General features: G+C 55.5%; 22 protein-coding genes. 9 read left to right on the top strand and 13 right to left on the bottom strand.

Annotated features, from left to right (window positions below; all coding sequences use genetic code 11):
• Nucleotides 1–56: 56 nt before the first annotated feature.
• Entirely contained in the window at nucleotides 57–389 is a 333-nt protein-coding gene (secG, locus tag AUP42_RS02660; protein WP_062948651.1) for a preprotein translocase subunit SecG, read from the bottom strand.
• 97 nt (nucleotides 390–486) lie between these two features.
• Nucleotides 487–1,242: a triose-phosphate isomerase gene (gene tpiA, locus AUP42_RS02655; RefSeq protein ID WP_062948649.1), complete on the bottom strand. Its 756-nt coding sequence runs from the start codon at nucleotides 1,240–1,242 to the stop codon at nucleotides 487–489.
• A 325-nt stretch (nucleotides 1,243–1,567) separates the two neighbouring features.
• On the opposite strand from tpiA, the gene AUP42_RS02650 reads away from it, so the two are divergent.
• Together AUP42_RS02650 and trpE are read left to right on the top strand one after the other, a co-directional pair.
• On the top strand, nucleotides 1,568–3,460 hold the full coding sequence (locus AUP42_RS02650; protein WP_062948647.1) for a SurA N-terminal domain-containing protein: 1,893 nt from the start codon (nucleotides 1,568–1,570) through the stop codon (nucleotides 3,458–3,460).
• Nucleotides 3,461–3,562: 102 nt separating this feature from the next.
• Nucleotides 3,563–5,059 (top strand): anthranilate synthase component I, encoded by a 1,497-nt coding sequence (gene trpE / locus AUP42_RS02645; protein WP_062948645.1) that lies wholly within the window; start codon nucleotides 3,563–3,565, stop codon nucleotides 5,057–5,059.
• Between the two features lie 73 nt (nucleotides 5,060–5,132).
• Here the strand turns inward: trpE and AUP42_RS02640 are convergent, their stop codons facing one another.
• Entirely contained in the window at nucleotides 5,133–6,308 is a 1,176-nt protein-coding gene (locus AUP42_RS02640; protein ID WP_062948643.1) for a divergent polysaccharide deacetylase family protein, read from the bottom strand.
• 229 nt (nucleotides 6,309–6,537) lie between these two features.
• Here AUP42_RS02640 and AUP42_RS02635 point away from each other — a divergent pair, with 229 nt between their 5' ends.
• The 5 genes from AUP42_RS02635 to lexA all read left to right on the top strand — a co-directional run bounded on the left by AUP42_RS02635 (nucleotide 6,538) and on the right by lexA (nucleotide 10,327).
• Nucleotides 6,538–7,110, top strand: a complete 573-nt coding sequence (locus AUP42_RS02635; RefSeq protein WP_062948641.1) for an anthranilate synthase component II — start codon at nucleotides 6,538–6,540, stop codon at nucleotides 7,108–7,110.
• A gap of 33 nt (nucleotides 7,111–7,143) precedes the next feature.
• Complete coding sequence (gene trpD, locus AUP42_RS02630) at nucleotides 7,144–8,178, top strand: anthranilate phosphoribosyltransferase (protein WP_062948639.1); 1,035 nt, start codon at nucleotides 7,144–7,146, stop codon at nucleotides 8,176–8,178.
• The gene (gene trpC / locus AUP42_RS02625; protein ID WP_062948637.1) at nucleotides 8,175–8,972 is read left to right on the top strand and encodes an indole-3-glycerol phosphate synthase TrpC; all 798 of its coding nucleotides are present in this window, start codon (nucleotides 8,175–8,177) and stop codon (nucleotides 8,970–8,972) included. The genes trpD and trpC overlap by 4 nt, the downstream gene beginning before the upstream one ends.
• Nucleotides 8,972–9,472 carry a cyclic pyranopterin monophosphate synthase MoaC gene (gene moaC / locus AUP42_RS02620; RefSeq protein WP_419865692.1) on the top strand — a complete coding sequence of 167 codons (501 nt, stop codon included), beginning with the start codon at nucleotides 8,972–8,974 and terminating at the stop codon, nucleotides 9,470–9,472. The genes trpC and moaC overlap by 1 nt, the downstream gene beginning before the upstream one ends.
• A gap of 147 nt (nucleotides 9,473–9,619) precedes the next feature.
• On the top strand, nucleotides 9,620–10,327 hold the full coding sequence (gene lexA, locus AUP42_RS02615; RefSeq protein ID WP_062948630.1) for a transcriptional repressor LexA: 708 nt from the start codon (nucleotides 9,620–9,622) through the stop codon (nucleotides 10,325–10,327).
• A gap of 56 nt (nucleotides 10,328–10,383) precedes the next feature.
• Here the strand turns inward: lexA and AUP42_RS02610 are convergent, their stop codons facing one another.
• Nucleotides 10,384–12,384 carry a ComEC/Rec2 family competence protein gene (locus AUP42_RS02610; protein ID WP_231858162.1) on the bottom strand — a complete coding sequence of 667 codons (2,001 nt, stop codon included), beginning with the start codon at nucleotides 12,382–12,384 and terminating at the stop codon, nucleotides 10,384–10,386.
• A 258-nt stretch (nucleotides 12,385–12,642) separates the two neighbouring features.
• Here AUP42_RS02610 and gltX point away from each other — a divergent pair, with 258 nt between their 5' ends.
• Together gltX and AUP42_RS02600 are read left to right on the top strand one after the other, a co-directional pair.
• Nucleotides 12,643–14,052 carry a glutamate--tRNA ligase gene (gene gltX, locus AUP42_RS02605; protein ID WP_062948626.1) on the top strand — a complete coding sequence of 470 codons (1,410 nt, stop codon included), beginning with the start codon at nucleotides 12,643–12,645 and terminating at the stop codon, nucleotides 14,050–14,052.
• Between the two features lie 110 nt (nucleotides 14,053–14,162).
• Entirely contained in the window at nucleotides 14,163–15,470 is a 1,308-nt protein-coding gene (locus tag AUP42_RS02600) for a citrate synthase (RefSeq protein ID WP_062948625.1), read from the top strand.
• Between the two features lie 75 nt (nucleotides 15,471–15,545).
• On the opposite strand, the gene AUP42_RS02595 is transcribed toward AUP42_RS02600, so the two are convergent.
• The 9 genes from AUP42_RS02595 to rseP are packed head-to-tail and all read right to left on the bottom strand — an operon-like array spanning nucleotide 15,546 to nucleotide 24,355.
• Nucleotides 15,546–15,986 (bottom strand): VOC family protein, encoded by a 441-nt coding sequence (locus tag AUP42_RS02595; protein ID WP_062948623.1) that lies wholly within the window; start codon nucleotides 15,984–15,986, stop codon nucleotides 15,546–15,548.
• Between the two features lie 47 nt (nucleotides 15,987–16,033).
• Entirely contained in the window at nucleotides 16,034–17,230 is a 1,197-nt protein-coding gene (gene lpxB, locus AUP42_RS02590) for a lipid-A-disaccharide synthase (RefSeq protein ID WP_062948621.1), read from the bottom strand.
• Entirely contained in the window at nucleotides 17,223–18,080 is an 858-nt protein-coding gene (locus AUP42_RS02585) for an LpxI family protein (protein WP_062948619.1), read from the bottom strand. Before AUP42_RS02585 ends, lpxB begins: the two co-directional genes overlap by 8 nt.
• The gene (gene lpxA / locus AUP42_RS02580) at nucleotides 18,061–18,864 is read right to left on the bottom strand and encodes an acyl-ACP--UDP-N-acetylglucosamine O-acyltransferase (protein WP_062948617.1); all 804 of its coding nucleotides are present in this window, start codon (nucleotides 18,862–18,864) and stop codon (nucleotides 18,061–18,063) included. Before lpxA ends, AUP42_RS02585 begins: the two co-directional genes overlap by 20 nt.
• Before the next feature lie 2 nt (nucleotides 18,865–18,866).
• Complete coding sequence (fabZ, locus tag AUP42_RS02575) at nucleotides 18,867–19,316, bottom strand: 3-hydroxyacyl-ACP dehydratase FabZ (protein WP_007089442.1); 450 nt, start codon at nucleotides 19,314–19,316, stop codon at nucleotides 18,867–18,869.
• 11 nt (nucleotides 19,317–19,327) lie between these two features.
• Nucleotides 19,328–20,347: a UDP-3-O-(3-hydroxymyristoyl)glucosamine N-acyltransferase gene (lpxD, locus tag AUP42_RS02570; RefSeq protein WP_062948615.1), complete on the bottom strand. Its 1,020-nt coding sequence runs from the start codon at nucleotides 20,345–20,347 to the stop codon at nucleotides 19,328–19,330.
• On the bottom strand, nucleotides 20,347–20,931 hold the full coding sequence (locus tag AUP42_RS02565; RefSeq protein ID WP_062948613.1) for an OmpH family outer membrane protein: 585 nt from the start codon (nucleotides 20,929–20,931) through the stop codon (nucleotides 20,347–20,349). The genes lpxD and AUP42_RS02565 overlap by 1 nt, the downstream gene beginning before the upstream one ends.
• Nucleotides 20,931–23,225: an outer membrane protein assembly factor BamA gene (gene bamA, locus AUP42_RS02560; protein ID WP_231858132.1), complete on the bottom strand. Its 2,295-nt coding sequence runs from the start codon at nucleotides 23,223–23,225 to the stop codon at nucleotides 20,931–20,933. The genes AUP42_RS02565 and bamA overlap by 1 nt, the downstream gene beginning before the upstream one ends.
• 26 nt (nucleotides 23,226–23,251) lie before the next feature.
• Complete coding sequence (gene rseP / locus AUP42_RS02555) at nucleotides 23,252–24,355, bottom strand: RIP metalloprotease RseP (RefSeq protein ID WP_062948609.1); 1,104 nt, start codon at nucleotides 24,353–24,355, stop codon at nucleotides 23,252–23,254.
• Nucleotides 24,356–24,382: the final 27 nt, after the last annotated feature.

Here is a 24,382-nt window from a genome sequence, read left to right as displayed (position 1 = left end):
ACAACAATCAAAAATTGAGGCGGCAAGTTTGCCGCCTCTGGTCGTCGGTTAATTTTTTAGCGGGTCGGAGCCGCCGGTCCGGTATCCTCGGCGGGCTGTTGTTCAGCTGCCGGGGCCGGTGCCTGGTCCAGTATGGATGTCGGCCGGGTATGAGTGTTGGACAACAATGCCAGGGCGAGGCTTGTGATCATGAATGCCCCGGCAAGAATCGCGGTGGTACGTGTAAGAAGGTTTGCTGCGCTGCGCGAGCTCATGACGCCGAAGTTACCGCCGCCGCCACCGCCGCTTCCGCCGATACCAAGCCCACCGCCCTCGCTGCGCTGTACGAGAATGACGGCAATCATGCCAAGCGCAAGAAGAAGGTGAATTACCAGAATGACAGTTTGCATGGTCTCGAAACTCTTGTCCTAACTTCCGATCCGAACATGATTATGGCCGGATCGGGCAAAAATTTGATGCGTATTTAACGTGTTTTATGACGGTTGGCTAGGCGCAACTTTCAATAATTTGCCAAAAATCGTCAACCTTGAGGCTCGCCCCGCCAACCAGTGCACCATCAACATCAGGTACAGCCAGCAATTCAGCCGCATTGGACGGCTTTACCGACCCACCATACAGAATTCTGAACTTGTCGCCATCGTCAAATCGTGCCGTCAGCTCTGCACGAATTGCAGCATGGACTTCGGCAACTTCATCAACGCTTGCCGTGCGACCGGTGCCAATTGCCCAGACAGGCTCATAGGCAATCACGGTATTTTCCGGCGTCGCATCATCGGGAACCGAAACCGCAATCTGGCCATTGACCACCGCAAGTGTCGCTCCAAGGTCGCGCTCCTGCTCGGTTTCGCCGACACAGACAACCGCAATCAGGCCAGCATCATGGGCCGCCATTGTTTTCTGACGGATCACGGTCGAACTTTCGCCGTGATCCGCACGACGTTCTGAATGCCCGACAAGAACATAACTTGCGCCGATATCGGCCAGCATAGGCGCGGCGATATCGCCGGTATGCGCGCCCGAAACGGCAACATGGCAATCCTGTCCACCAACCTTGACCGCGCTGCCATTTGTCACACCGGCAACATCCGAAATCAGGGTTGCCGGCGGACAGACCAGAATATCACATGCCAGATCACCCTTGGCTTTCGCGCGATCAGACAGTCCCCGCGCAAGTGCAAGCCCGTCGGTACGCAGGCAGTTCATTTTCCAGTTTCCGGCGATCAGGGGACGGCGCTGTGACATATGTTTATCTACCTCTTGCTGCGACGGGTTGTGGATCGGTATGGCTTTACCATGTGGGAACCGATCCGACACGTATTGTTACAAACACGGCTCGACGCGGGTTTTAACACGCGACTTTGGCCCGGCCAAGCCCCGGAAAACACTGTCAACCGAACTTCGGGCATGGTCAATGCAATCGGATGTTGCCGCCCTTACCTCTCGCCATTAAGATGCGCGGCAATTGCGACGGGATTTTATAATATCCTGGCACACAAAAGAAACGCTGCCGATGCAATGTCACCTGCATTGTCATTGGCACCAAACCACGAATTGTTAGGCTTATCATATGCTTGCTGGCATTCGCTCTTTTTCGAAATCAATCTTCGCCAAGATCATTCTTGGTGTGATCGCAATCAGCTTCGTCGGATGGGGCCTGAATGCGTCGATGCTCAACCTTGGTACCTCACGCCAGGTTGCTGAAATCGGCAGCCAAAACATCAGTCCCGCCGAACTGGATCGCGCCTTCCAGCGCAGCATCCAGAATATGCGCAGCGTTTTCGGTCCCAATTTCGACCGTCAGCAAGCCATCCAGATGGGCCTTTTGAACAATACGGTTCAAAATCTGGTCTCCCAGAAAATCCTGCGTGAAAACGCCAAGGAAATGGGAATTGGCATCAGCAACGAAAAAGTCCGCGATACGATTTTTGCGTCTCCCGGCTTCCAGAACGAAACCACCGGCCAGTTTGACCGCGAACGTTTCCTTCAGGCGCTGTATTCCAGCGGATATACCGAACCGGAATTCATCGAAGGCGTGCGTGGTGACATGATGGGCCAGCAGGTTGTCGGAAGCCTTGCCGGTGCCGTCAATGCACCAGACATCATGGCGCAGCAGATTGCCGCCTATCGCAACGAACAGCGCAGCGGCAGCTTCTTTGCCCTGAATGCATCGCAGTTCGACAATATCGAAACGCCCGACGACGCAGCCCTTCGTAAATATCACGAAGAAAATGCTCCGCAATTCACCGCACCCGAAAGCCGCAATGTGACTCTGGTCACCCTTTCGGCGGCCGATCTCGCGGCGAACATGGATGTCACCGACGACGAAATCAACGAGGCATACAACCATCGCCTGCCGGAATTCCAGACACCGGAAAAACGCGTGGTCGAACAGATCCTGTTTGCTCCAAATGAAAAGGAAAGCGCACAGGAGGCCTACAAGGCCCTTCAGAACGGTGCCGATTTCATGACGGTCGCCACCGAGGATGCCGGCATGGACCCGTCGATTGTGAAGCTTGGCGAATTCACCGCCGACAATATCCTGCCCGATCTGCGCGATGCGACCTTTGGTCTTGAAGAAGGCGCGTTTTCCGAACCGGTCGAAACCGCCCTTGGCTGGCACATCATTCGCGTAACCGCCATTACGCCGGAACGGACCGAAACCCTTGATCAGGTTCGCGACGATGTCGAAGAAGGCGTCAAGCAATTCAAGGCAGAAGACGCAATCTATGACCTTGCTGCCAGACTGGACGATGAACTGGGGGCTGGTACCCCGCTTGAAGAAGCCGCAAACGCGGTTGGCGCAAAGACCTATAAGCTGAACGATGTTGTTCGTGGCGAAGGCCTTGATGCCGACATCGCCGACAGCGCTGAAATCAACGCCATGATTTTCGAACTCGACAAGGGCGAGGACAGCTTCCTTGAAGAAACCTCGACCGGCGTTCGTTACGTCGCGCGCGTTGACGAAGTAACCCCTGCCGCGCTGCGTCCGTTCGAAGAAGTTCGTGACGACGTTGTCACCGCATGGAAAACCGATGAACGCAATCGCCTGATGCTTGAAAAAGCTGATCAGCTTGCCGCATCGATCAATGACCAGAATGCCGATATCGCATCACTCGCAACCAGCGAGAATGCCGAAATCACAGAAAGCGGTCTGACCAAACGTACCGGCCAGGGCCTTGAAGACGGTGTCAGCCCGGCTGTTGCAGCTGCCCTCTTCACCCTTGACGAAGGCAAGGCAAAGGCAATTCAGTCCGGTGAAAATGTTCTGGTTCTGAAACTTGACGAGATCAAGGCCGCCACCATTGCCGAAGGCGATGCAGACCCGGTGGTGACCGAACTGAAACAGGCCCTGAACGAAGACATTCTTGCGCAGTATCTCGATTATCTGCAGGACGAGATTTCGGTCAGCGTCAATAACAGCGTGATCAATGGTCTTTATCCGCAAACCGCGGCAAACTGATCCCGATCCGGAATGGGGCGGCCTTTCATCGGGCCGCCCTTTTTCGTTAAACTCCGCCCTATCCGACATCGCCCACCCAAATCGACCCAAATTGGACAGACCATGGAAATCAAACCGGATTTCAACAGTTTCAAGCAGAACTACAATAATGGCATTTCACAGGTTCTTTGGACCTCACTTACGGCGGATCTTGATACACCGGTCTCGGCGTTTCTCAAGATCGCCGAAGGCATGCCCAATACCTATCTGCTTGAATCTGTCGAAGGTGGTGCCGTTCGTGGACGCTATTCATTCCTTGGCCTGCGCCCCGACCTGATCTGGCGGTGCTTTGGCCAGAAGGCCGAACTGAACCGTCGCGCCCTTGCCGATGCCGACGCGTTCGAAGCCGAACCCGATGCTCCGCTTGAAAGCCTGAAAAAGCTGATCGCCGAAAGCCACATCGCCCTGCCCGACAACCTGCCCCCCATGAGTGCCGGTCTTGTCGGCTATATGGGCTATGACACGGTCCGTCTGATGGAAAAGCTGCCCGACAGCAATCCGGATGAACTGGGCGTCCCCGACGGCATCTTTATCCGCCCGACGGTGACGGCAAGCTTCGATACCATCGCTGATACCGTCACCGTGGTAACACCGGTCCGCCCCGAAAACGGGATTGATGCCGATGCGGCCTATGATCTTGCCTGCGCGCGCCTGAACGATGTCGTACAGCAGTTCCAGCGCAACCTGTTTCTGGATCGCCGGTCCAAATCGGTTCCCGCTACCCTGCCTGATCCAAAGGTCAGCGTCGACGAAGCCGGTTTCCATAAAATGGTCGATCAGGCCAAGGAATATATCCGTGCGGGCGATATCTTTCAGGTCGTCCTGTCACAGCGTTACACGCTGCCCTATCATCTGCCGCCTTTCGCGTTTTACCGTGCCCTTCGCCGGATCAATCCGTCGCCCTTCATGTTCTATCTGGATATCGGCGGGTTTCAGGTTGTCGGTGCCAGCCCGGAAATCCTTGTGCGTCTGCGCGACGGCGAAGTCACCATTCGCCCGATTGCTGGAACGCGTCGGCGCGGTCACACGCCCGAAGACGACAAGGTCATGGCCCAGGACCTGCTTGATGATCCCAAGGAACGTTCGGAACATCTGATGCTGCTTGACCTCGGGCGTAACGATGTTGGTCGTGTGTCGAAGCCCGGTACCGTGCGCGTCACCGACCGCGAAACCATCGAATATTATTCCCATGTCATGCATATCGTCTCCAACGTCGTCGGTCAGATCGACGAAAAATATGACGCGATGGACGCGCTCAAGGCCGGTTTCCCTGCCGGGACGGTTTCGGGCGCACCCAAAGTCCGCGCCATGGAAATCATTGATGAACTGGAATCGGTCCGGCGCGGCATTTATGCCGGCTGTATCGGCTATATCTCGGCCGATGGATCGATGGATACCTGCATCGCGCTTCGTACTGCCGTTATCAAGGACGAACAGATCCACATTCAGGCAGGCGCCGGGATCGTCGTCGACAGCAAACCGGAACTTGAACACAAGGAATGCCAGAACAAGGCAGGCGCGCTCATGGCCGCCGCCCGCGAAGCCCATCGCTTCGCCTGATGTCGCGCATGCCCGACCCAACAAAAAAGGCCCGCATTATTGCGGGCCTTTTCGATGATCAGGCAGGCGGTGATCAACCTGTCGCACTCGGGCTTGTTCGCCGCAGGATGTCAGTCACCGGCACCAGAACAAATCCCTTCGCCTGAATGGCGGGAATCCATTTGTGCAGGGCTTCCAGCGTCAGGTCGCGCGGATGGCCAATCGCAATCGCAAATCCCTGATTGGCAGCAACCTTTTCGATCCGTGCCAGCATTTCAGCGATCTTTGTGGCATCATCGGCGTCGTCAATGAACACGTCCCGTTCAAGCGCCGGAACATCATACTGGCGCGCCATCGAAAATCCGACCGACTTCGCACTGGTTTTGGAATCCAGGAACAAAAGCCCGCGTGCTTTCATCACCTCCATCACCACCTGCATGCGTTCCGGGTCGGATGTGAACTTGCTGCCCATATGGTTGTTCACCCCAACATAACCGTCAAACTGGTCAAGCATCCATGTCATCTCGTGAAGGATCTTTTCCCGGTCATAGCTTGCCAGCAAGGCATGTGGCCCCGGATCAACCGACGCAGAAGACGGCTCCATCGGCATATGAAGCATGACTTCATGACCACGTGCCCGCGCATCCCGCACCTGACGCTGAAGGTCACGCGCATACGGCAAATAGGAAATCGTCACCGGCCCTGGCAATTCGGTCGTGCGTGCAGTACGCGGCTGATCAAGACCAGCATCATCGATTACAATCGCAATAACCGGTGCGGTTCCCGTTTCAGGGCTAAGGGCTGCAAATTTCTGCCATGGCGGCGGCCCGTCATTATATTCACCGCCCCCGATGTTACCTGTATTCGGCGGCGCTACAGGATCAGGTGATCGCGTTTCCGGTGTCTTTTCCGGTTCGGTCATCGGTGCGGGGTTTTCGCCCGGTGTCCGTTCACCGACCATATATCCGGTCCGGTCGCGATTACCGTTGCTCTCGCTGAAATCATAATTGCGGCTTTCCGGCACGGGGGCCGGTTCGGGCGTATATTCGGGTTCGGCTTTCGTCACGCGTTCGCCAAGATCACGCGACGCGCGATCAAGCTCAAGCATGCTGCCTGCGGCAATAAACGCAGAAATGGTCCCCGCAACAATCGCACCGCCCAGCATCAGACGGCCAATGCCGCCCGATTTCTTCTTCGGTGCAACCTTGCCACGGCCTCTTTTTCGCGGTGCCGCTTTTTTCTTTTTGACGGGTTGTGCCCGGCGTGCCACGCTTTGGTCTCCAGTCTCGTTTGCTGGGTCGTGTTACCCATATGGTGATTATATACCGATTATGTCGGCTTGTGTTCGGAAGCTTTTATACCCGATCCGGTTAGCACCCTGTTAAAGCCACAACCAAAGGCCCGAACAAAGGCTGGGAAAATGGTTTTTGCAATCGCTTGACGTAGCGGTAATGCCGTTTATTCTCTGCGCGATCTGATATTCACAGCCCGGCGCCACGATGTATCTCCTCATCGATAATTACGACAGCTTCACATTCAATTTGTGGCACTATCTGCGCGAACTCGGCCCCGAGGTCGAAGTACGCCGCAATGACGAAATTTCCGTCGAAGACGCGCTGGCTTTAAAGCCCGAAGGCATCGTGATCTCGCCCGGCCCTTGTGACCCGGATCGTGCGGGTATCTGTCTTGACCTGATCACGGCATCGGCAGGCAAGATCAAAATGCTTGGCGTCTGTCTTGGTCATCAGGCGATCGGTCAGGCATTTGGCGGCAATGTCGTGCGTGCACCCGAGTGCATGCATGGCAAGACCGATGCAATGGTTCATGATGGCAAAAGCGTCTTCAACAGCCTGCCAAGTCCGTTTGAAGCCACACGTTACCATTCATTGGTTGTGGATCGCGATACGTTGCCTGATTGCCTTGAAATCACGGCGGAAAACAGGGATGGTCTGATCATGGGGCTGCGTCACAAACAGCATCAGATCCACGGGGTCCAGTTCCACCCCGAAAGCATCGCATCCGAACACGGCCATGCCCTTTTGAAGAATTTTATAGACTTCCCCGGCGCATGAAACCGCACCGGACCGCTAACCGAGGAAACCCGTATGTCGACTGAATATGACCTGAAGCCGATCCTGGCCAAAGTCGCAAATGGCGAAAAACTGAACGAGGAACAGGCCGAACAGGCCTTCGACGTTCTGATGTCCGGTCAGGCAACGCCGTCTCAGATGGGGGCTTTCCTTATGGCACTGCGGCTGCGCGGGGAAACGGTCGATGAAATCACCGGGGCGGCGCGCGTCATGCGTTCCAAGGCGACCGGTATTATCGCCCCGCCCAATGCGGTGGATACCTGCGGTACTGGCGGCGATGGTAGCGGCACCTTCAATATCTCGACCGGGGCAGCGATTGTTGCGGCGGCCTGCGGTGCCATCGTTGCCAAGCACGGCAACCGCGCGGCATCGTCAAAATCGGGATCGGCCGATGTCCTGCTGGCGCTTGGCGTCAATCTTGATGCCGATATGGCGCTTCTCGAAAAGGCGCTAAAGGAAATCAATCTGTGCTTCATGATGGCAACGCGCCATCACTCGGCGGTGCGTCACGTGATGCCGACCCGCGTTGAAATGGGCACGCGCACGATCTTTAACCTTCTGGGACCGCTGGCCAACCCGGCCAAAACCAAACGCCAGGTTATGGGCGTTTTCGCCCGTGAATGGGTTGAACCGATTGCCAATGTGTTGAACCGCCTGGGTTCGGAACATGCGTGGGTTGTCTATGGTCATAGCGGCCTTGACGAAATTTCGACAACCGGTCCGACTTTTGTCGCCGAAGTCAAAAACGGCAAGGTCACGACCTTCGAAATCAATCCCGAAGATTACGGTCTTGAAATCGTGACCCTTGATGCGCTTAAAGGGGGCGATGCCCAGACAAATGCGCAGGCCATTCTTGATCTTCTTGCCGGTAAAAAAAGTGCCTATCGCGATATCGTTCTGCTGAATGCCGCGGCCGCACTTGTCGTTACCGACATCGCAACTGATCTTGCCGATGGCATCGCAAAGGCACGGGTTGCTATCGATTCCGGCAAAGCCGCAGAAACCCTGCAGGCACTTGTCCGCATTTCCAATCAGGGGACCGCAGCGTGAGCGACGTACTTGAACGCATCTGTAACGACAAACGCGATCATATTGCTGCCTGCAAGGCGCGCAAATCGCTTGCCGACCTCGAAGCAACCGCCAAATCGCAATCCGCCCCACGCGGCTTCATCAAGGCGCTTGAAACATCGGTTGCAGACGGTCGTTACGGCCTGATTGCCGAAATTAAAAAGGCCTCCCCGTCCAAAGGCCTGATCCGCCCGGATTTCAATCCGCCCGTTCTGGCACAGGCCTATAAGGCTGGCGGTGCAAGCTGCCTGTCGGTTCTGACCGACATACCCTATTTCCAGGGCGATGACAGCTATCTGATCGCGGCACGTGCCGCGGTTGACCTGCCGGTATTGCGCAAGGATTTCATGCTTGATCCCTATCAGGTGACCGAAGCCCGTGCCCTTGGTGCCGATTGCATCCTTCTGATCATGGCCGCCCTCGAGGATGCCCAAGCGGCCGAGCTTGAAGACGCCGCACACAGCCTTGGCATGGATGTCCTGATAGAAGTCCACAACGCACCGGAACTCGAACGTGCCCTGAAACTGAAATCAAAGCTGCTTGGCGTTAACAACCGCAACCTGAAAACGCTGGAAGTCTCCCTGACCACGACCGAAGAACTCGCTGGTATGGTCTATGACAGCCGGATGCTGGTCGCCGAAAGCGGCCTGTTCACGCACGATGACCTCGCCCGCATGGCAAAGGTCGGCGCGCAATGCTTCCTGATCGGCGAAAGCCTGATGCGTCAGGACGACGTCACCGCCGCCACCCGTAATATCCTTGGCCTCGCGGCCTGATACCGGAACAAGATACAGGCATGGCAGACAAACTTTCGCATATCGACGCCGCTGGTAATGCCGTCATGGTCGATATTTCGGCCAAGACCGATACCACGCGCATCGCCATCGCAAAGGGCCGTGTCCTGATGTCGGCGGAAACGGCCCGGCTGATTGCCGAACGCGGCCATAAAAAGGGCGACGTTCTTGGCATCGCCCAGCTTGCCGGGATCATGGGGGCCAAGAAAACCCCCGACCTGATACCGCTATGCCATCCCCTGCCCCTGACCTCGGTCGAAGTCACCTTGGAACTGGCAACCGATACCGATGCGGTTGATATCGTCGCGACCTGCAAGACCACAGGCAAAACCGGCGTCGAAATGGAAGCCCTGACCGCCGTTTCCATTACCGCACTGACCATATTTGACATGTGCAAGGCCGTCGACAAGGCCATGCGGATTACCGATATCCGCGTCGTCCATAAGGAAGGCGGAAAATCGGGTCTTTTCACCGCCGACTAACCCCCGAAAGTACCGGAATTTCGTTTCTTGACCGAAAGAATGCCCTTAAACAGCGATTTTTCGGGTTGTGGTGCTTGACGAATGGAAAGAACCAAAGTAGAACATTTATGTATTCGGTTTGTTCTTATTACTGGTTCGGGAAAAATCATGCTGACGCGCAAGCAATACGAATTGCTGGTCTATATCGATAATTACCTTCGCGATCATGGCATCTCGCCCTCCTTTGACGAGATGAAAGAAGCCCTGAACCTGAAATCCAAATCCGGCATTCATCGCCTGATTACCGGGCTTGAGGAACGCGGCTTTATCCGCCGCCTCGCCCATCGGGCCCGTGCGCTCGAAGTCCTGCGTCTTCCCGATAATAACGATGATGACGCGGCTGAAACACCCGCCAATGTGACATCCATCGCAACCGCACGAAAGGCCGCCCACCGGCCGGCAACCGTGCCATCAGCCTTCTCGGACTCTGGTGAATCCGTCTCCCTGCCGCTGTTTGGCCGGATCGCGGCCGGTACCCCAATCGAAGCCCTTCGCGATCAGACCACAATGGTGCAGGTTCCTGCCGCCCTTTTGGGAACCGGCGACCACTATGCGCTTGAGGTTTCCGGTGATTCGATGATTGATGCCGGCATTCTTGATGGCGACACCGTTCTGATCCAGCGGTGTGAGCAGGCCAATGACGGCACCATTGTTGTCGCACTGGTTGACGACGCCGAAGCCACCCTGAAACGTCTGAAACGCGGTCGCGGCGAAGTTCTGCTTGAACCGGCCAATGCGCGTTATGAAACGCGTGCCCTGTCGCCGGACCGTGTCCGCATTCAGGGACGCCTGATAGGTCTGCTGCGCCAATACTGATCAGCAGAAAAATACCGAGATACCGAAAACGCCGTCAGCCCCCTCTGGCGGCGTTTTTATTTGATCACTCTGCCCCCGATAATAATCCACGGCCAAGTGCCGGACGTTGCGCGCACGGTTTCAATCACAGGAGCAGCCCCCGGTCGCACGGAAACCGATACACCGCCCTGCCACCACAGCATGTCATCATCAATGACCGTCACATCACGCGCGCAGATATCACGCGGCATATCGCGTTTCAGGCTGATGATCATATCGGCATGGCGGCACGCATAGAACGGATTGGCAAAATCATTGGCAACAATCACCCGCTGTCCCCCGACACTCGCAGAACAAACCGCGGCATCGCATTTGTCGATAATCTGATCGGCATCATGATCAGCAATGCCAAACCGCGCCATCCAGACCGATTGCTGAAAATCCGATATGCCTTCGGGCAGGATAAGCCTGTTTTGCTCCCGGTCCCGGATGGCCCAGCTTTCCTGATCCCCAGAAACCAGAATATCCGGCGGGCGATACAGGATTTGCGCCATCATCGCCACGCATAGCGGAATGACAGCCAATCGAGCAGTCGCGTTCCCCCGCCAGACCAGCCACCAGGCAATCGCCATCATGATACCGATGGCAAATACGGCACTGAACTGCTCGACATGCCAAAGCCCCCACGCCTGATCGGCAGCAAGAGAGGCCGTTTCAATCAGCAGGGTCAAACCGGGTTTCATCAACCACAAGGGCAATGCCCCGGCCCCGAACGGCATCAGAACAAGCGTCGCCACAATCAAAGGCATCACCCAAAACGCCATAACCGGAATGGCAATCAGGTTGGACACGATCCCGATCATCGAAATCCGCCCGAAATGAAACCCGATGATCGGGGCGGTCACTGCGGTTACCAGCAACCCGGTCACCACCAACCCGGCAAAAAACAGCCAAAGCCGGAAGGCCCACGATCGGTCGCCGGACGCCTCAAACCATCGCCTGCCCGGCCCATCATAAAATGCCACCAGCACCGATACCGCGGCAAAGGAAAGTTGAAAGCTTGGCCCCAGCACCGCATCAGGTCGCAATATCAAAACAACAAGCGCCGCAATCGCCACCAGCCGAAGCGATATCGCACGCCGGTCCAGCAACAACGCCGCCCAGACAATCGTCAGGGTGATAAAGGCCCGCTGTGTTGGCACACTGGCCCCCGACAGGCCAAGATAAATCACGGCGGACACCATCGCCCCGATGGCCGCCCATTTCTTGATCGGAAACCGCAATGCAATGGCGGGAATTGCCGCCAGGCCAAACCGCAGGAAAAAGAACACCGTCCCGCTTAAAAGCCCCATATGCAGACCGGAAATCGCCAACAGATGCGCAAGCCCCGATTTACGCAGATCATCCGCCGTCTCTTCGCCGACATCACCGCGCTCACCAACGATCAGCGCCTTGGCAATGCCAGATTCAGGCCACGCAAGAACGCGATCGATTTCCTCCATGATCGCAAGACGCAAATATTCGATCCGTTCCGATAACGGTTGCAGAAAACCCGCACCCGCCGCCGTCACCACACGGTATTGATGGCCAAAAACAAAACCGGTTGCCCCGATCCCGTCCAGATACAAACCGCGTGAAAAATCCGGATCCCCCGGCACGGACGCCGCACGCAACGGAAACAGCCGCGCTTTGGCAACAATCCGGTCCCCGACTGCAAGCCCGTCCCCACCCGGCAGGCTCAATCGCACCTTCCAGTCAAATGCCCTGTCCTCAAGCCCCGCGATCCGGATCGGCGCCACGGTCATGCGCATCCGCCCGCCGCGCGGCTCCAGCAGCGTGATGTCGCCCTCGATCTCTGTCATGTAAAGCGTCTTGGTCAGAAGCCCGGATGGCGCCATTTCAAGATGGATGGACGCGATCAGCAACCCGCTGCAAAAGCCGGTCATCAGCAAAATGCCGAAGAATGGCAAAATCCAGCGCCGCGAAATCCACAATCCCGACAGCAAAAGAATCACTGCAAGCCCGGTTTGCTCGACCGTCAAACGCGCTGGAAGTGAAAAATACGCCCCGCATCCCAACCCGAAGAATATAACCGCACACAAGATCCAGGAATTTCTGCGCGCGGCCAACAACAATCCAGTTTGCGAAATTAATCCCGCAACATATTGATTTTTATTAATTCCATTGCGACTTATTCGACGAATGTACAATAGCCTGCCCGGCACACAGTTTCTATCTATCATCGGCTGTGGTGCAACACCGCCGCATATGTGTTATAGCGTGCACGCCAAAAGTCATTACGACAAGCAACAACATCCAGCCAACGGATAGAGTGAATGACGGTTGTTACCCGTTTTGCCCCGTCTCCGACCGGGTTTCTGCATATCGGCGGCGCACGCACCGCCCTTTATAACTGGCTTTATGCCAAACACACCGGCGGCAAATTCCTGCTGCGTATCGAAGACACTGACCGGGAACGTTCAACCCCCGAAGCCGTCGAAGCCATTTTTGACGGGCTGAACTGGCTTGGCCTGACCGCAGACGAAGAACCGACCTTCCAGTTCGCCCGTCGCGACCGCCACGCCGAAGTCGCCCATGAACTGATCAAGGCCGGCAAAGCCTATTATTGCTATTGCTCGCAGGAAGAACTTCAGGAAATGCGCGAAAAGGCGCGTGCCGAAGGCCGCCCGATGAAATATGACGGTACATGGCGCGACCGCGATGCCTCCGAAGCCCCGGCTGGCGTCAAGCCCGTCGTGCGCCTCAAGGCACCACAGGAAGGCGATGCCGTAATTTCCGATCAGGTGCAGGGTGATGTTCGCGTTGCCAATGATCAGCTTGACGATTACGTCATTCTGCGGGGCGATGGCACACCGACCTATATGCTGTCGGTCGTGGTGGATGACCACGACATGGGTATTACCCATGTGATCCGTGGTGATGACCACCTGACGAACGCATTCCGCCAGAAAGCACTTTATGACGCCATGGGTTGGGATGTCCCGACATTCGCCCATATTCCGCTGATCCACGGGCCGGATGGCGCCAAGCTGTCCAAACGCCATGGTGCGCTCGGTGTTGACGCCTATCGCGATGAAATGGGCTTCCTGCCCGAAGCCGTAAACAACTACCTGCTGCGTCTTGGCTGGGGTCACGGTGACGAGGAAATCATTTCCCAGGATCAGGCCATCGAATGGTTTGACATCAAAGATGTTGGCAAGGGTGCGGCCCGTTTCGACTTCGCCAAGCTTACCAACCTGAATGGCGTTTATCTGCGTCAGGCAGATGATACCCGCCTTGCAAACGACATTGCACCGCTGATCGCAAAACAGATTGGCGTCGATGCAATTGACGCAGCGCAAAAAGAAATCTTGATCAAAGGCATGTCAGGGCTTAAAGAAAGAGCCAAGACACTCATCGAGCTCGCCGACTCTTCGGCCTTCTATGTTACAGACGGCGTCACGTCGTTTAACGAGAAAGCTCAGTCCCTGATTGATAGCGCCCCCGAAGGCCTGTTTGCCGAACTGGCAAAGGAACTCGACGCGCTTGAAAACTGGACCGAAGAGAACGTTGACGCAAGCGTTCGCAACATTGCCGAAAAACTCGATCAGAAGCTCGGCAAAGTCGCGCAGCCCTTGCGGGCCGTGCTCACCGGTTCCAACTCATCGCCTGGCATCTTCGAAGTAATGATTGTGCTTGGCAAATCCCAAACGCTGAAACGCATCCGCAAATTCGATGCTAAATAACGGCGTAGAATAAAAAACTTAAACACTGAATTTGCGCTTTGTGCGCCGCAGCACTATGCTGCACACAACTTGAAAACCGTGTTCGTTCAAACAGGGAAGGAAAAATAGTCATGGCTCAGAATTCCAAGACTTCCCACACCGTGACACTGACCGACAATGCCACTGGCAAGTCGATCGAATTGCCGGTGATCGAGGGTAGCGTTGGTCCGTCTGTAATCGACATTCGGAAACTCTACGCCGATACCGGATATTTCACCTATGACCCGGGTTTCACCTCGACCGGCTCCTGCCAGTCCGAGCTGACCTATATTGACGGCGACGTCGGCATTCTGCGTCACCGCGGCTATGCCATTGACGAACTTGCCGAACAATCCGATTTCCTCGAAGTTTGCTATTTGCTGATTTACGGCGATCTGCCGAACGCAAAAGACAAGGCGCAATTTGAAAATGACATCACCATGCACACCATGGTGCATGAACAGATGCGCAACTTCTATAACGGTTTCCGCCGCGACGCCCACCCGATGGCCATCATGTGCGGTGTGGTTGGCGCGATGTCTGCTTTCTATCATGACAGCACCGACATCAACGATCCGAACCAGCGTCTGATCTCGGCCTATCGCCTGATCGCGAAAATGCCGACCATCGCTGCGATGGCGTACAAATACTCGATCGGTCAGCCGTTCCGTTACCCGAACAACAAACTCGGCTATGCAGAAAACTTCCTGCAGATGATGTTCGGCAATCCGTGCGAAGAATATGAAGTCAATCCGGTCCTTGCACGCGCAATGGATCGTATCCTGATCCTTCATGCCGACCACGAACAGAACGCATCGACCTCGACCGTTCGTCTGGCCGGTTCTTCGGGTGCAAATCCGTTTGCATGTATCGCTGCCGGTATTGCATCCCTCTGGGGTCCGGCACATGGCGGTGCGAACGAAGCCGTTCTTAAAATGCTGAACGAAATCGGCGATGTGAAAAACATTCCGGAATTCGTCAACAAGGCAAAAGACAAGAACGATCCGTTCCGTCTGATGGGCTTTGGTCACCGCGTTTACAAAAACTACGATCCGCGCGCCAAGGTCATGCAGGAAACCTGCCACGAAGTTCTCAAGGAACTCAACGTACAGGACCCGCTGCTTGACGTTGCACAGGAACTCGAACGCATCGCACGTGAAGACGAGTACTTCATCGAGAAGAAACTCTATCCGAACGTCGATTTCTATTCGGGCATCATCTTCAAGGCGATGGGTATTCCGGTCAGCATGTTCACCGTGCTGTTCGCCGTTGCCCGTACCGTCGGCTGGATTGCCCAGTGGAAAGAAATGATCGAAGATCCGTCGCAGAAAATCGGCCGTCCGCGCCAGCTGTTCACCGGTGTTTCCGAACGTCCGTTCGTTCCGGTCAACAAGCGCTAATCTGCGCCAATACCGACATAGAAAAGGCCCGGAGTTTTCCGGGCCTTTTTGCTTTTTGATCAACCGGTTACGGCATTACCAGGAACCGGTATTTTCCATGCTGGCCCACGGCTCCGCCGGGGCAAGGCTTTCGCCCTTTTGCAGGAATTCGATCGAAATACCGTCCGGAGAACGGACAAACGCCATATGACCATCGCGCGGCGGGCGGTTGATGGTGACACCGGCATCCATCAGCTTCTGGCAAAGCGCATAAATGTCATCGACCTCATAGGCAAGATGGCCGAAATTGCGCCCGCCGGAATAGCTTTCCGGGTCCCAGTTATAGGTCAGTTCAAGTTCCGGGGCCTTGTTGGCCTTCGCACTGGCTTCGTCGGCAGGCGGCGCAAGATAAATCAGGGTGAAACGCCCCTTCTCGCTTTCAATGCGCCGGGTTTCCTTCATGCCAAGCAGATCGCAATAGAAACGCATGGATGCATCAACATCCTCGACACGCACCATGGTGTGCAAATAACGCATTGGAAATGGCTCCGTCATTCATTGGGTCAATGAAGCCAAACTATGCGTTATTGCCCGCCAATGCCAGCCTTGGCCGATGAATTTTTCTCTATGATTTCAATGATGACATCCGCGGCCTTCTCGCTTGGCGGACGATCACCAAAGCCAAGCATGGTTGTAGCCACATCAAACCCGTCCAGTTGCGTGGTCCTGCCTTCGCCGTCTGCCATCAGCGATTTCAGAATCGGGATAATCCGGTCCGGCCTGCAATCCTGTTGCAGGAATTCCGGTACAAGCTTCCTTCCCAGCACCAGATTGACGATGGTCACTGTATCAATCCGCAACAGTCGCCGCGCAATCCATGCCGTAATCGGACTTAACTTATAGCCGATCACATGCGGCACACCGGTGATCGCCAGTTCAAGCGACACCGTCCCTGATGCCGCCAGCGCCGCATGGGACGCGGCAAACGCATCGCGCCTGTCCTGATCCCCGGTAACAAAAATCGGCTGCAACGGCCAGTCAGAAACGGCATCACTCACAACCTGCGCGACCTTGCTCACCGTTGGCACAACGATACGGGCATCAGGGAAATCCAAGGCCAGCCGTTCGCATACTTCACGGAAAACCGGCAACAGGCGGGTGACTTCCGAATTGCGACTGCCCGGAAGAACCGTCAGTATCTTGCGATCAGACGCAATGCCGTGCCGTTCACGAAACCGCCCGGCATCACCGCCATGGCGTTCCTCGACCGCGGAATGGCCGATAAAGGTGGTCGGGAGCCCGACCCGCTCGAAATAGGGTGGTTCAAACGGCAGCAACGCCAACAGGTGATCAAGGAAACCCGCAATTTTCTTCGCCCGTCCCGGTCGCCATGCCCAGACCGATGGCGCAACATAATGCACCAGAGGAATACCTCTGCCTTTCAGCTTCTTGCCAACGCGAAAACTGAAATCCGGGGCATCAATGGTGATGACCACATCAGGCTGCTGCTCAAGGGCATATTCCGCCGTCTGACGGATACGTTTCAGCAAATGCGGGATATGTGGCAGGACCTCGGCAAGGCCCATGACCGACATCTCGTCCATCGGAAACAGGCTATCCAGCCCCTCGCCCGTCATGCGCGGTCCGCCTACACCAATGAAACGGGTTTCGGGAAGGCGCACCCTGATCGCAGCCATCAACCTGCCACCAAGCTGATCCCCGGATGCCTCGCCCGCAACCAGCATGATTTTCGGGCTCTGTAGGATTTCCGACCTAGTCATTCTGTGCCGGTTCCTGCACTGAAAGCCCGATAATGAATAATCCAAGTTCGTCGGCACGTTTCACGGTTTTTTCGCGGTCAATAATCATCGTACCACCGGCAAGCAACGCAATGCCGCGTAATCCGGCATTGTGCGCGTTTTCCACGGTCGAAACACCAATCGCTGGCAGGTCAAGGCGCCTGTCCTGCTGCGGCTTTGCAGACTTCACCAGAACGCCGCCAACACCCTCGCGACGGTAATCGGCAGACCGGCGGATCATTTCATCCGTGCCTTCGATGGCTTCAAGTGCCAGAACAAGCCCCTGTTGCACCACACAGCCCTGCCCGACATCAGCCGCCCCCAGAATCCGGGCGACATTCAAGCCGTGCTGCGCATCCGAAACGGCCTGATCATCGGGCTTCACCTTGCCAAGAATGCCGTCCTCGACGGCCAGATCACCCAAAATCTCGTGCGCGCCGACCAGACGGAACCCGTCCCGTTCAAGTTCCCCGGCAACCAGACGCAGCAACCCGTCATCACCAAGAGACTTCATGCCGACTTTCATCAGCAATTTCGCTGCCCGCCAATCGGGCCGGATCGATGCAAATGACGGGCGCGCCACCTTTCCGGCAAGCACGACATCACGGCATTCTTCGGATTTCAGACGATCTAGGATTTTGGCCGCTGCCCCGATGCGAAGCGACGTATGGGGATAGTCGTCAAGTGCAGGATCATCGGCATGGGCATCAAGCTTCACGATAAAAACATCCCGCCCGGCTGCTGTCGCGGCAGCAGCCAAACGGGCGGGAAGCGCACCACCACCTGCAATGATACCAAGCTTTGCTGCGGGGTTATCCTGCGGAGCTGTCATATTTCGGCGTACATACGGAACGCATGCTTTCCGCTTTCAGGAAGCTGATGATTTCCATGACCGGGCCGACATTCTCGAAATCCTTGGCGACTTCTTCGACCCGCTCGGCAAGCGTGCCTTCCTGTGCGAACAAAAGACGATACGCCTTGCGAAGTGCATGGATGGTTTCGCGATCAAACCCGCGGCGCTTCAACCCGACAAGGTTAAGCCCCGAAAGATAGGCACGGTTGCCGATCACGGAACCATAAGGAATGATGTCGCTTTCAACCCCGGTCATGCCGCCAATCATGGCATGTCTGCCAATACGGACAAACTGGTGCACTGCCGAAAGGCCGCCGACAATCGCAAAATCCTCGACCACAACATGGCCAGCAAGCGTCCCGTTATTGACCAGAATGCAATGATTGCCGATATGGCAATCATGGCCGACATGCGCGCCCGCCATAAACAGGCAATCATCGCCAATCGTCGTTTCCATCCCGCCGCCTTCGGTGCCGGGATTAAGGGTCGCCCCTTCACGGATCTTGTTGCGTTTGCCGATGATCAAACGCGACGGTTCGTTTTTGAATTTCAAATCCTGCGGCGCATGACCAACCGACGCAAACGGAAAGACCATACTGTCTTCGCCGATTGACGTAATTCCGGCGATCACGACATGGCTATGCAGCTTGACGCGATCACCCAGAACCGCCTGCGGACCGACAACACAGTATGGCCCGATTTCTACATCCTGGCCAATCTGGGCGCCGTCTTCGACAATGGCGGTTGGATGCACTTTTGACATTATCAGTTGCCCCGGATCATCGCGGCGATGGTAGCTTCTGCAACGACCTGATCGTTGACGCGAACTTCACTTTCGAATTTCCAGACCGGACCACGGCTCTGTTTTTTCTTCACATGAATATGCATGACGTCACCCGGCACAACCGGCTTGCGGAACCGTGCATTGTCGATGCTCATGAAATAAACCAGTTTGCCTTCGGCATCCTCGCCAAGGGTCTGGACAACAAGGATGGCCGCCGTCTGTGCCATGCTTTCGATGATCAAAACACCGGGCATGATCGGCTGTTCCGGGAAATGGCCGGTAAATTGCGGCTCGTTCATCGTTACATTCTTGATGCCAACGGCTGAATCGTCGACGGCAATATCAACAACCTTGTCAATAAGCAGGAATGGATAACGATGCGGAATCATTTCCAGAATGCGCTGAATATCAACACTTACCAGTTCGGTCATAGGTATTGCCCTTATTTCTTTTTCCGTATTAACCGTGACAGGGCCACGGTTTGTTTATGATATTCCATTACCGGCACAGCGGGGCTTCCGCCAACGGTCTCGCCCGCGCCGATATTTTTCATGACACCAGACTGCGCTGCAATCTTTGCGCCGTCACCAATCTCAAGATGGCCTGTAATCCCGGCCTGACCCGCGGCAACAACAAAGTTGCCAAGCTTGGTCGATCCCGAAATCCCGACCTGGGACACGATGACACATCCCATGCCAAGTTCGACGTTATGGCCGATCTGGACAAGGTTGTCGATACGGCAACCATTGCCAATCACCGTGTCTGGCCCGGCCCCCCGGTCGATTGTCGAATTGGCCCCGATCTCGACATCATTGCCAATCACGACACGGCCCAGTTGCGGCACTTTAAGATGTCCCTGCGGCCCCATGGCAAAGCCGAAACCGTCCTGTCCAATGCGAACACCCGGATAAATCAGGCACAGATTGCCGATCAGACAATGGCTGATCGTCGCCCCCGCACCGATCCTGCTTCCGGCCCCGATCACAACACCTTCACCGATCACCGCATTGCTGGCGATGATACAGCCATCACCGATCTCGCAATTCTCGCCGATCACAGCACCGGCGTCGATCTGGACACCTTTGCCAATCCTAGCGGTATCGGCAACAACAGCATGCGGTGAAACAACGCCATTCGCCTCGTCAAACGGATAATAGGCCGTTGCGGCCTTGGCATATGCCCGGTACGGATCGCTCGTCGTAAACAGAACCATATCAGCTGGCGCACGATCAACGAATTCCGGCCGGACAAAACACCCGCCCGCTGAACTGCTGACAAAGGCATCAAGATATTTGCGATTGTCGAAAAAGCTCAGGATCGACGCATCGGCATTCTGAAGCGGCGATACATCGCCAAAACGGCGCGACGGATCTGGTGCATTCACCAGTTCCGCACCGGTCAGATCGGCAATTTCCTGAACGCTGAAAGGTCCCTTGCGTTTAAAAAACCGGGGATCCGCCATCAGGACGCTTCCTTGAACTCGACGCTAAGGGTCGGCATTGCCTTGTTCACGCGGTCAAACACCTCCTTGGAAGCATCCATGGCATTGGCATGCAGAATGACCTGGCTTTTATGCAAAACTAGTGTTGCCTTGCGCTGCTCGGCAACATCGGCAATCACTTCGATCAGCGTTTTCTGGAACTTCACCCGCGATGAATTAAGCGCCTCGTCAAGGATGCGGTTGCGTCCCTGGGCAAACTTCTGAAAATCAGCCACTTTCTGCTGAAATTCTTTCTGTTTCTGCTGAATGACATCGGCAGACAGAAGGGTTCTCTGTTGGGCGATTTCCTGTTCTTCCTTGCGCAGGGCCTGCTGACGCTTTTCGATTTCCTGCTGATAAGCTTCCTGACGCGTTTTGATCTGCTTGGTCATGTCCTGCATGGCAGATGCTTCACGCATGATGCCTTCAAAATCGACGATCATCACAACAGCAGTCGTGTCCTCCGCCCCGGTATTTTCCTGGGCCGAGGCGACAGTCATGGCACCGACCGCAAATGTCATGGCAATTGCGGCAATGGCAGTCTGGATAGATTTCATCATTTTCATCAGAATCTGGTCCCGAAGTTCAATCGGAACACTTCCTCTTTGTCGTAATCTTCTTTGAGAACAGCCTGCGAAAGGTCAACACCAATCGGGCCAAACGGCGATTCCCAGCCTACCCCAATACCAACAGACGCCCTAAGCGACCCCTCGTCATAAATCTCGCCGGGCCTTGCCCCATCAACCCCTTCAGAAGAACCGAAATCACTGAACACACGACCAGTCAGGGCAAATTCGGATGGCAATCCTAACGGGAAGTCCATCTGCACCGTACCAGTATAGAAGAATTTGCCACCGACCGCATCGGTTGTTGCAATATCGCGCGGGCCAACACCGGCAGATTCAAAACCGCGAAGGTTCGAACCACCAGTAAAGAAGCGCTGCGAAATGCGCGTGTCGTCGCCAATACCAAAGATATAACCGGTAGATCCCTTGGTCGACAGCACCCATTCTTTTTCACGATCCAGCGGATAGTAATACCCGCCATTCACACGCGTACGAAGATAGGTTTCCGATCCACCAAGACCGGCGAAATCGTTGGAAAGCTGCATGAAGTAGCCTTCCTTCGGCGAAATCGTGCTGTCACGCTGATCGTATGTCAGCGTCTGGCCAATCGTTGACTCGGAAAATTCCGGATCTTCTTCACGCAGCAGTCGCGATGCATCGCTATCAATGTCCGAATATTCGTTAACTTCGAACCCGTAACGCACCGACTGGGACAATGCTTCGGAATAGCGGAAACCGGAACGCAGACCGATACCGGTTTGCTTCTCGTCATAAGAACTTTCGTCCTGGTTGTCTTCTTCACGGCGATAGATGTCGAAACCGGCACTCACATCGCGATCAAGGAAGTAAGGCTCGGTAAAGGACAGATCGATCTGCTGGCTCGAGGAGCCAAGCGTAAAGCCAAGACGCAAGTCCTGCCCTTTACCCAGCAGGTTGCGTTCACGGATACCGGCCTGACCAAACGCACCGTCATCCGTACCGTAACCGGCACCGATGGAAAATTCGCCGGTCGACTTTTCTTCAACATCGACCTCAAGAACCGTCTGATCCGGTGCACTGCCCGGAAGCGTTTTCACATCAACCGTCTTGAAGAAGTTCAGGTTTTCAACACGCTGGCGCGAACGTTTCAGTTTCGAACTGCTGAATGCGTCGCCTTCGACAAGGCGGAATTCGCGACGTACAACCTCATCAAGGGTACGGACGTTGCCGACCACATCGATGCGCTCGACATAAACCTTCGGCCCTTCGGCAATCGTAAAGGTGATGTTGATGACACCGGTCTCGCGATCGCGTTCGACATTCGGGCGAATATCGATAAACGCATAACCCTGGTCACCGATGCTGGTGGTTAGCGCATCAATGGCGTCATCGACAAGGTCGGCATTATACCAGTCGCCTTTTTCAATCTCGATCAGCGGCATCAATGTCGCCGGATCGATCTTGTCGATCTGCGATACGACATTGATATCGCCAAACCGGTAACGCTGGCCTTCACTGACGGTATAGGTGATGAAGAAGTCCGAACGATCCGGGGTCAGTTCGGCAACCGACGACAGAACCTGGAAATCGGCATAACCGGCTGAAAGATAGAAACGGCGCAGCAATTCACGGTCAAACGTGACGCGATCCGGATCGTAATTGTCATCCGCCGTCAGGATTTTCCACCAGGCACTCTCGGTTGTCCGGACAACTTCGGACAATTCGCCATCATCAAACGCCTTGTTGCCGACAAAGTTGATCTTGCGAACACCGGTCGCCTCGCCCTCGTCGATTTCAAAGACAAGATCGACACGGTTCTGTTCAAGCTGGATGACTTTGGGCTCGACCGTCGCGGCAAACCGGCCGGAACGGCGATACAGATCAAGAATACGCTGAACATCAGCCTGCACCTTGGTGCGGGTGTAAACAACGCGCGGACGCAGCTGAAGCTCCGCCCCCAACGCATCATCCTTCAGTCGCTCGTTACCTTCAAAGGCGATCCGGTTGATGATCGGGTTTTCAACGACATTGACCTTCAGCACACCCTGCTCGAAACCGATGGAAACATCGGCAAAAAGTCCGGTCGAAAACAACGACTTCAGCGATTCGTTGATTCTTTGCGGATCATAGGGATCGCCTTCTTTTACCGACAGATACGCGTTAACCGTCGCGGCTTCGATACGGTTGTTGCCGTCCACCCGGATTTCGCGGATAACGCTGCTTCCCTGGGCATAGGCCACCATCGGAATTATGGTTGGCGCGGTTCCACCAAGCAAGACTGCCGCCAAAGCAGCCGCTTTCACATTACGCAGCAAATTCAACCCCCTGATGCCGTATATCATCAGCCTGCCAGGCCTTTGAAGAAATTCCAGACGCCCAATTGCGTCAGGTCGTTCCAAGTTGCAAAGATGATTAAGCTGAATACCAAACCTGCCCCGAGACGGAAACCATATTCTTGTGCTTTTGCGCCCAAGGGCTTACCGCGAACCGCCTCGATGGCATAAAACACCAGATGACCACCATCAAGAACCGGAACAGGCATCAGGTTAATCAACCCAAGGCTGATCGAAAGATACGCCATAAAGAACAGAAGCGGGCCAATGCCACCCTCGGCAACCTCGCCCGACATCTGTGCGATACGGATCGGGCCGCCAAGCTCGGAACTGTCACGTTCGCCCGAAATCATTTCACCCAATGCCGACATGGTCTGCGCGATCAGGTTCCATGTCGATGAAAACGCCTTGCCGGTCGCATCGATAATCCCGTCGCGCTGGGTCTCAAAGGCACCGGCGGTCACACCAAGGCGGCCGAAACTCTCAACATCGTCACCTTCGCCCGATGTCACGGCCTCGGGTGTTACCTGAACCTCGATTTCCTGCCCGTCACGCAGAACCGAAAGCGAAACCGGCGTACCGGCATTGGCCCGGATCACATCCGAAAGTTCGCTGAACCAGTCAATAGGCTGCCCGTTGATCGCGCTGATCCGGTCCTGGGATTGCAATTCCGCAATCGCCGCCGGGCTGCCGTCAACAACCTCACCCACCACCGGCAGGGCGCGCTGCTGGCCGACTGCGGCAAAAAGAACGGTAAAAACAATGATGGCGAACAGAAAATTGGCCAGCGGACCGGCAAAAACTATCGCTGCGCGCGCTGCCAGTCCCTTGTGATGAAACGCATGTTTGCGTTCTTCGTCGTCAAGGTCGTCGCGCTGCCCGGCACTTGCCGGGTTCATGTCGCCAAACATTTTGACGTACCCGCCAAGCGGCAGCAGGCTGACTTTCCAGCGCGTACCCTTTTTATCGTACCAGCCAAAAAGCTCTGGCCCGAATCCGATTGAAAACGCTTCAACCTTCACGCCATTCCGGATCGCGACCCAGTAATGCCCGTATTCATGGACAAACACCAAAACCGAAAGAACAAATAGAAAGGCAAGAAGGGTTTCCATAGAAGACGTTCCTTTTTCGGGGCGAAC

Origin of the sequence: Thalassospira lucentensis, from assembly GCF_001613805.1 — a bacterium.
GTDB lineage: Bacteria > Pseudomonadota > Alphaproteobacteria > Rhodospirillales > Thalassospiraceae > Thalassospira > Thalassospira lucentensis_A.
Note: the sequence above shows the minus strand (reverse complement) of the source record. Positions and strands in the feature narration are given on the sequence as shown.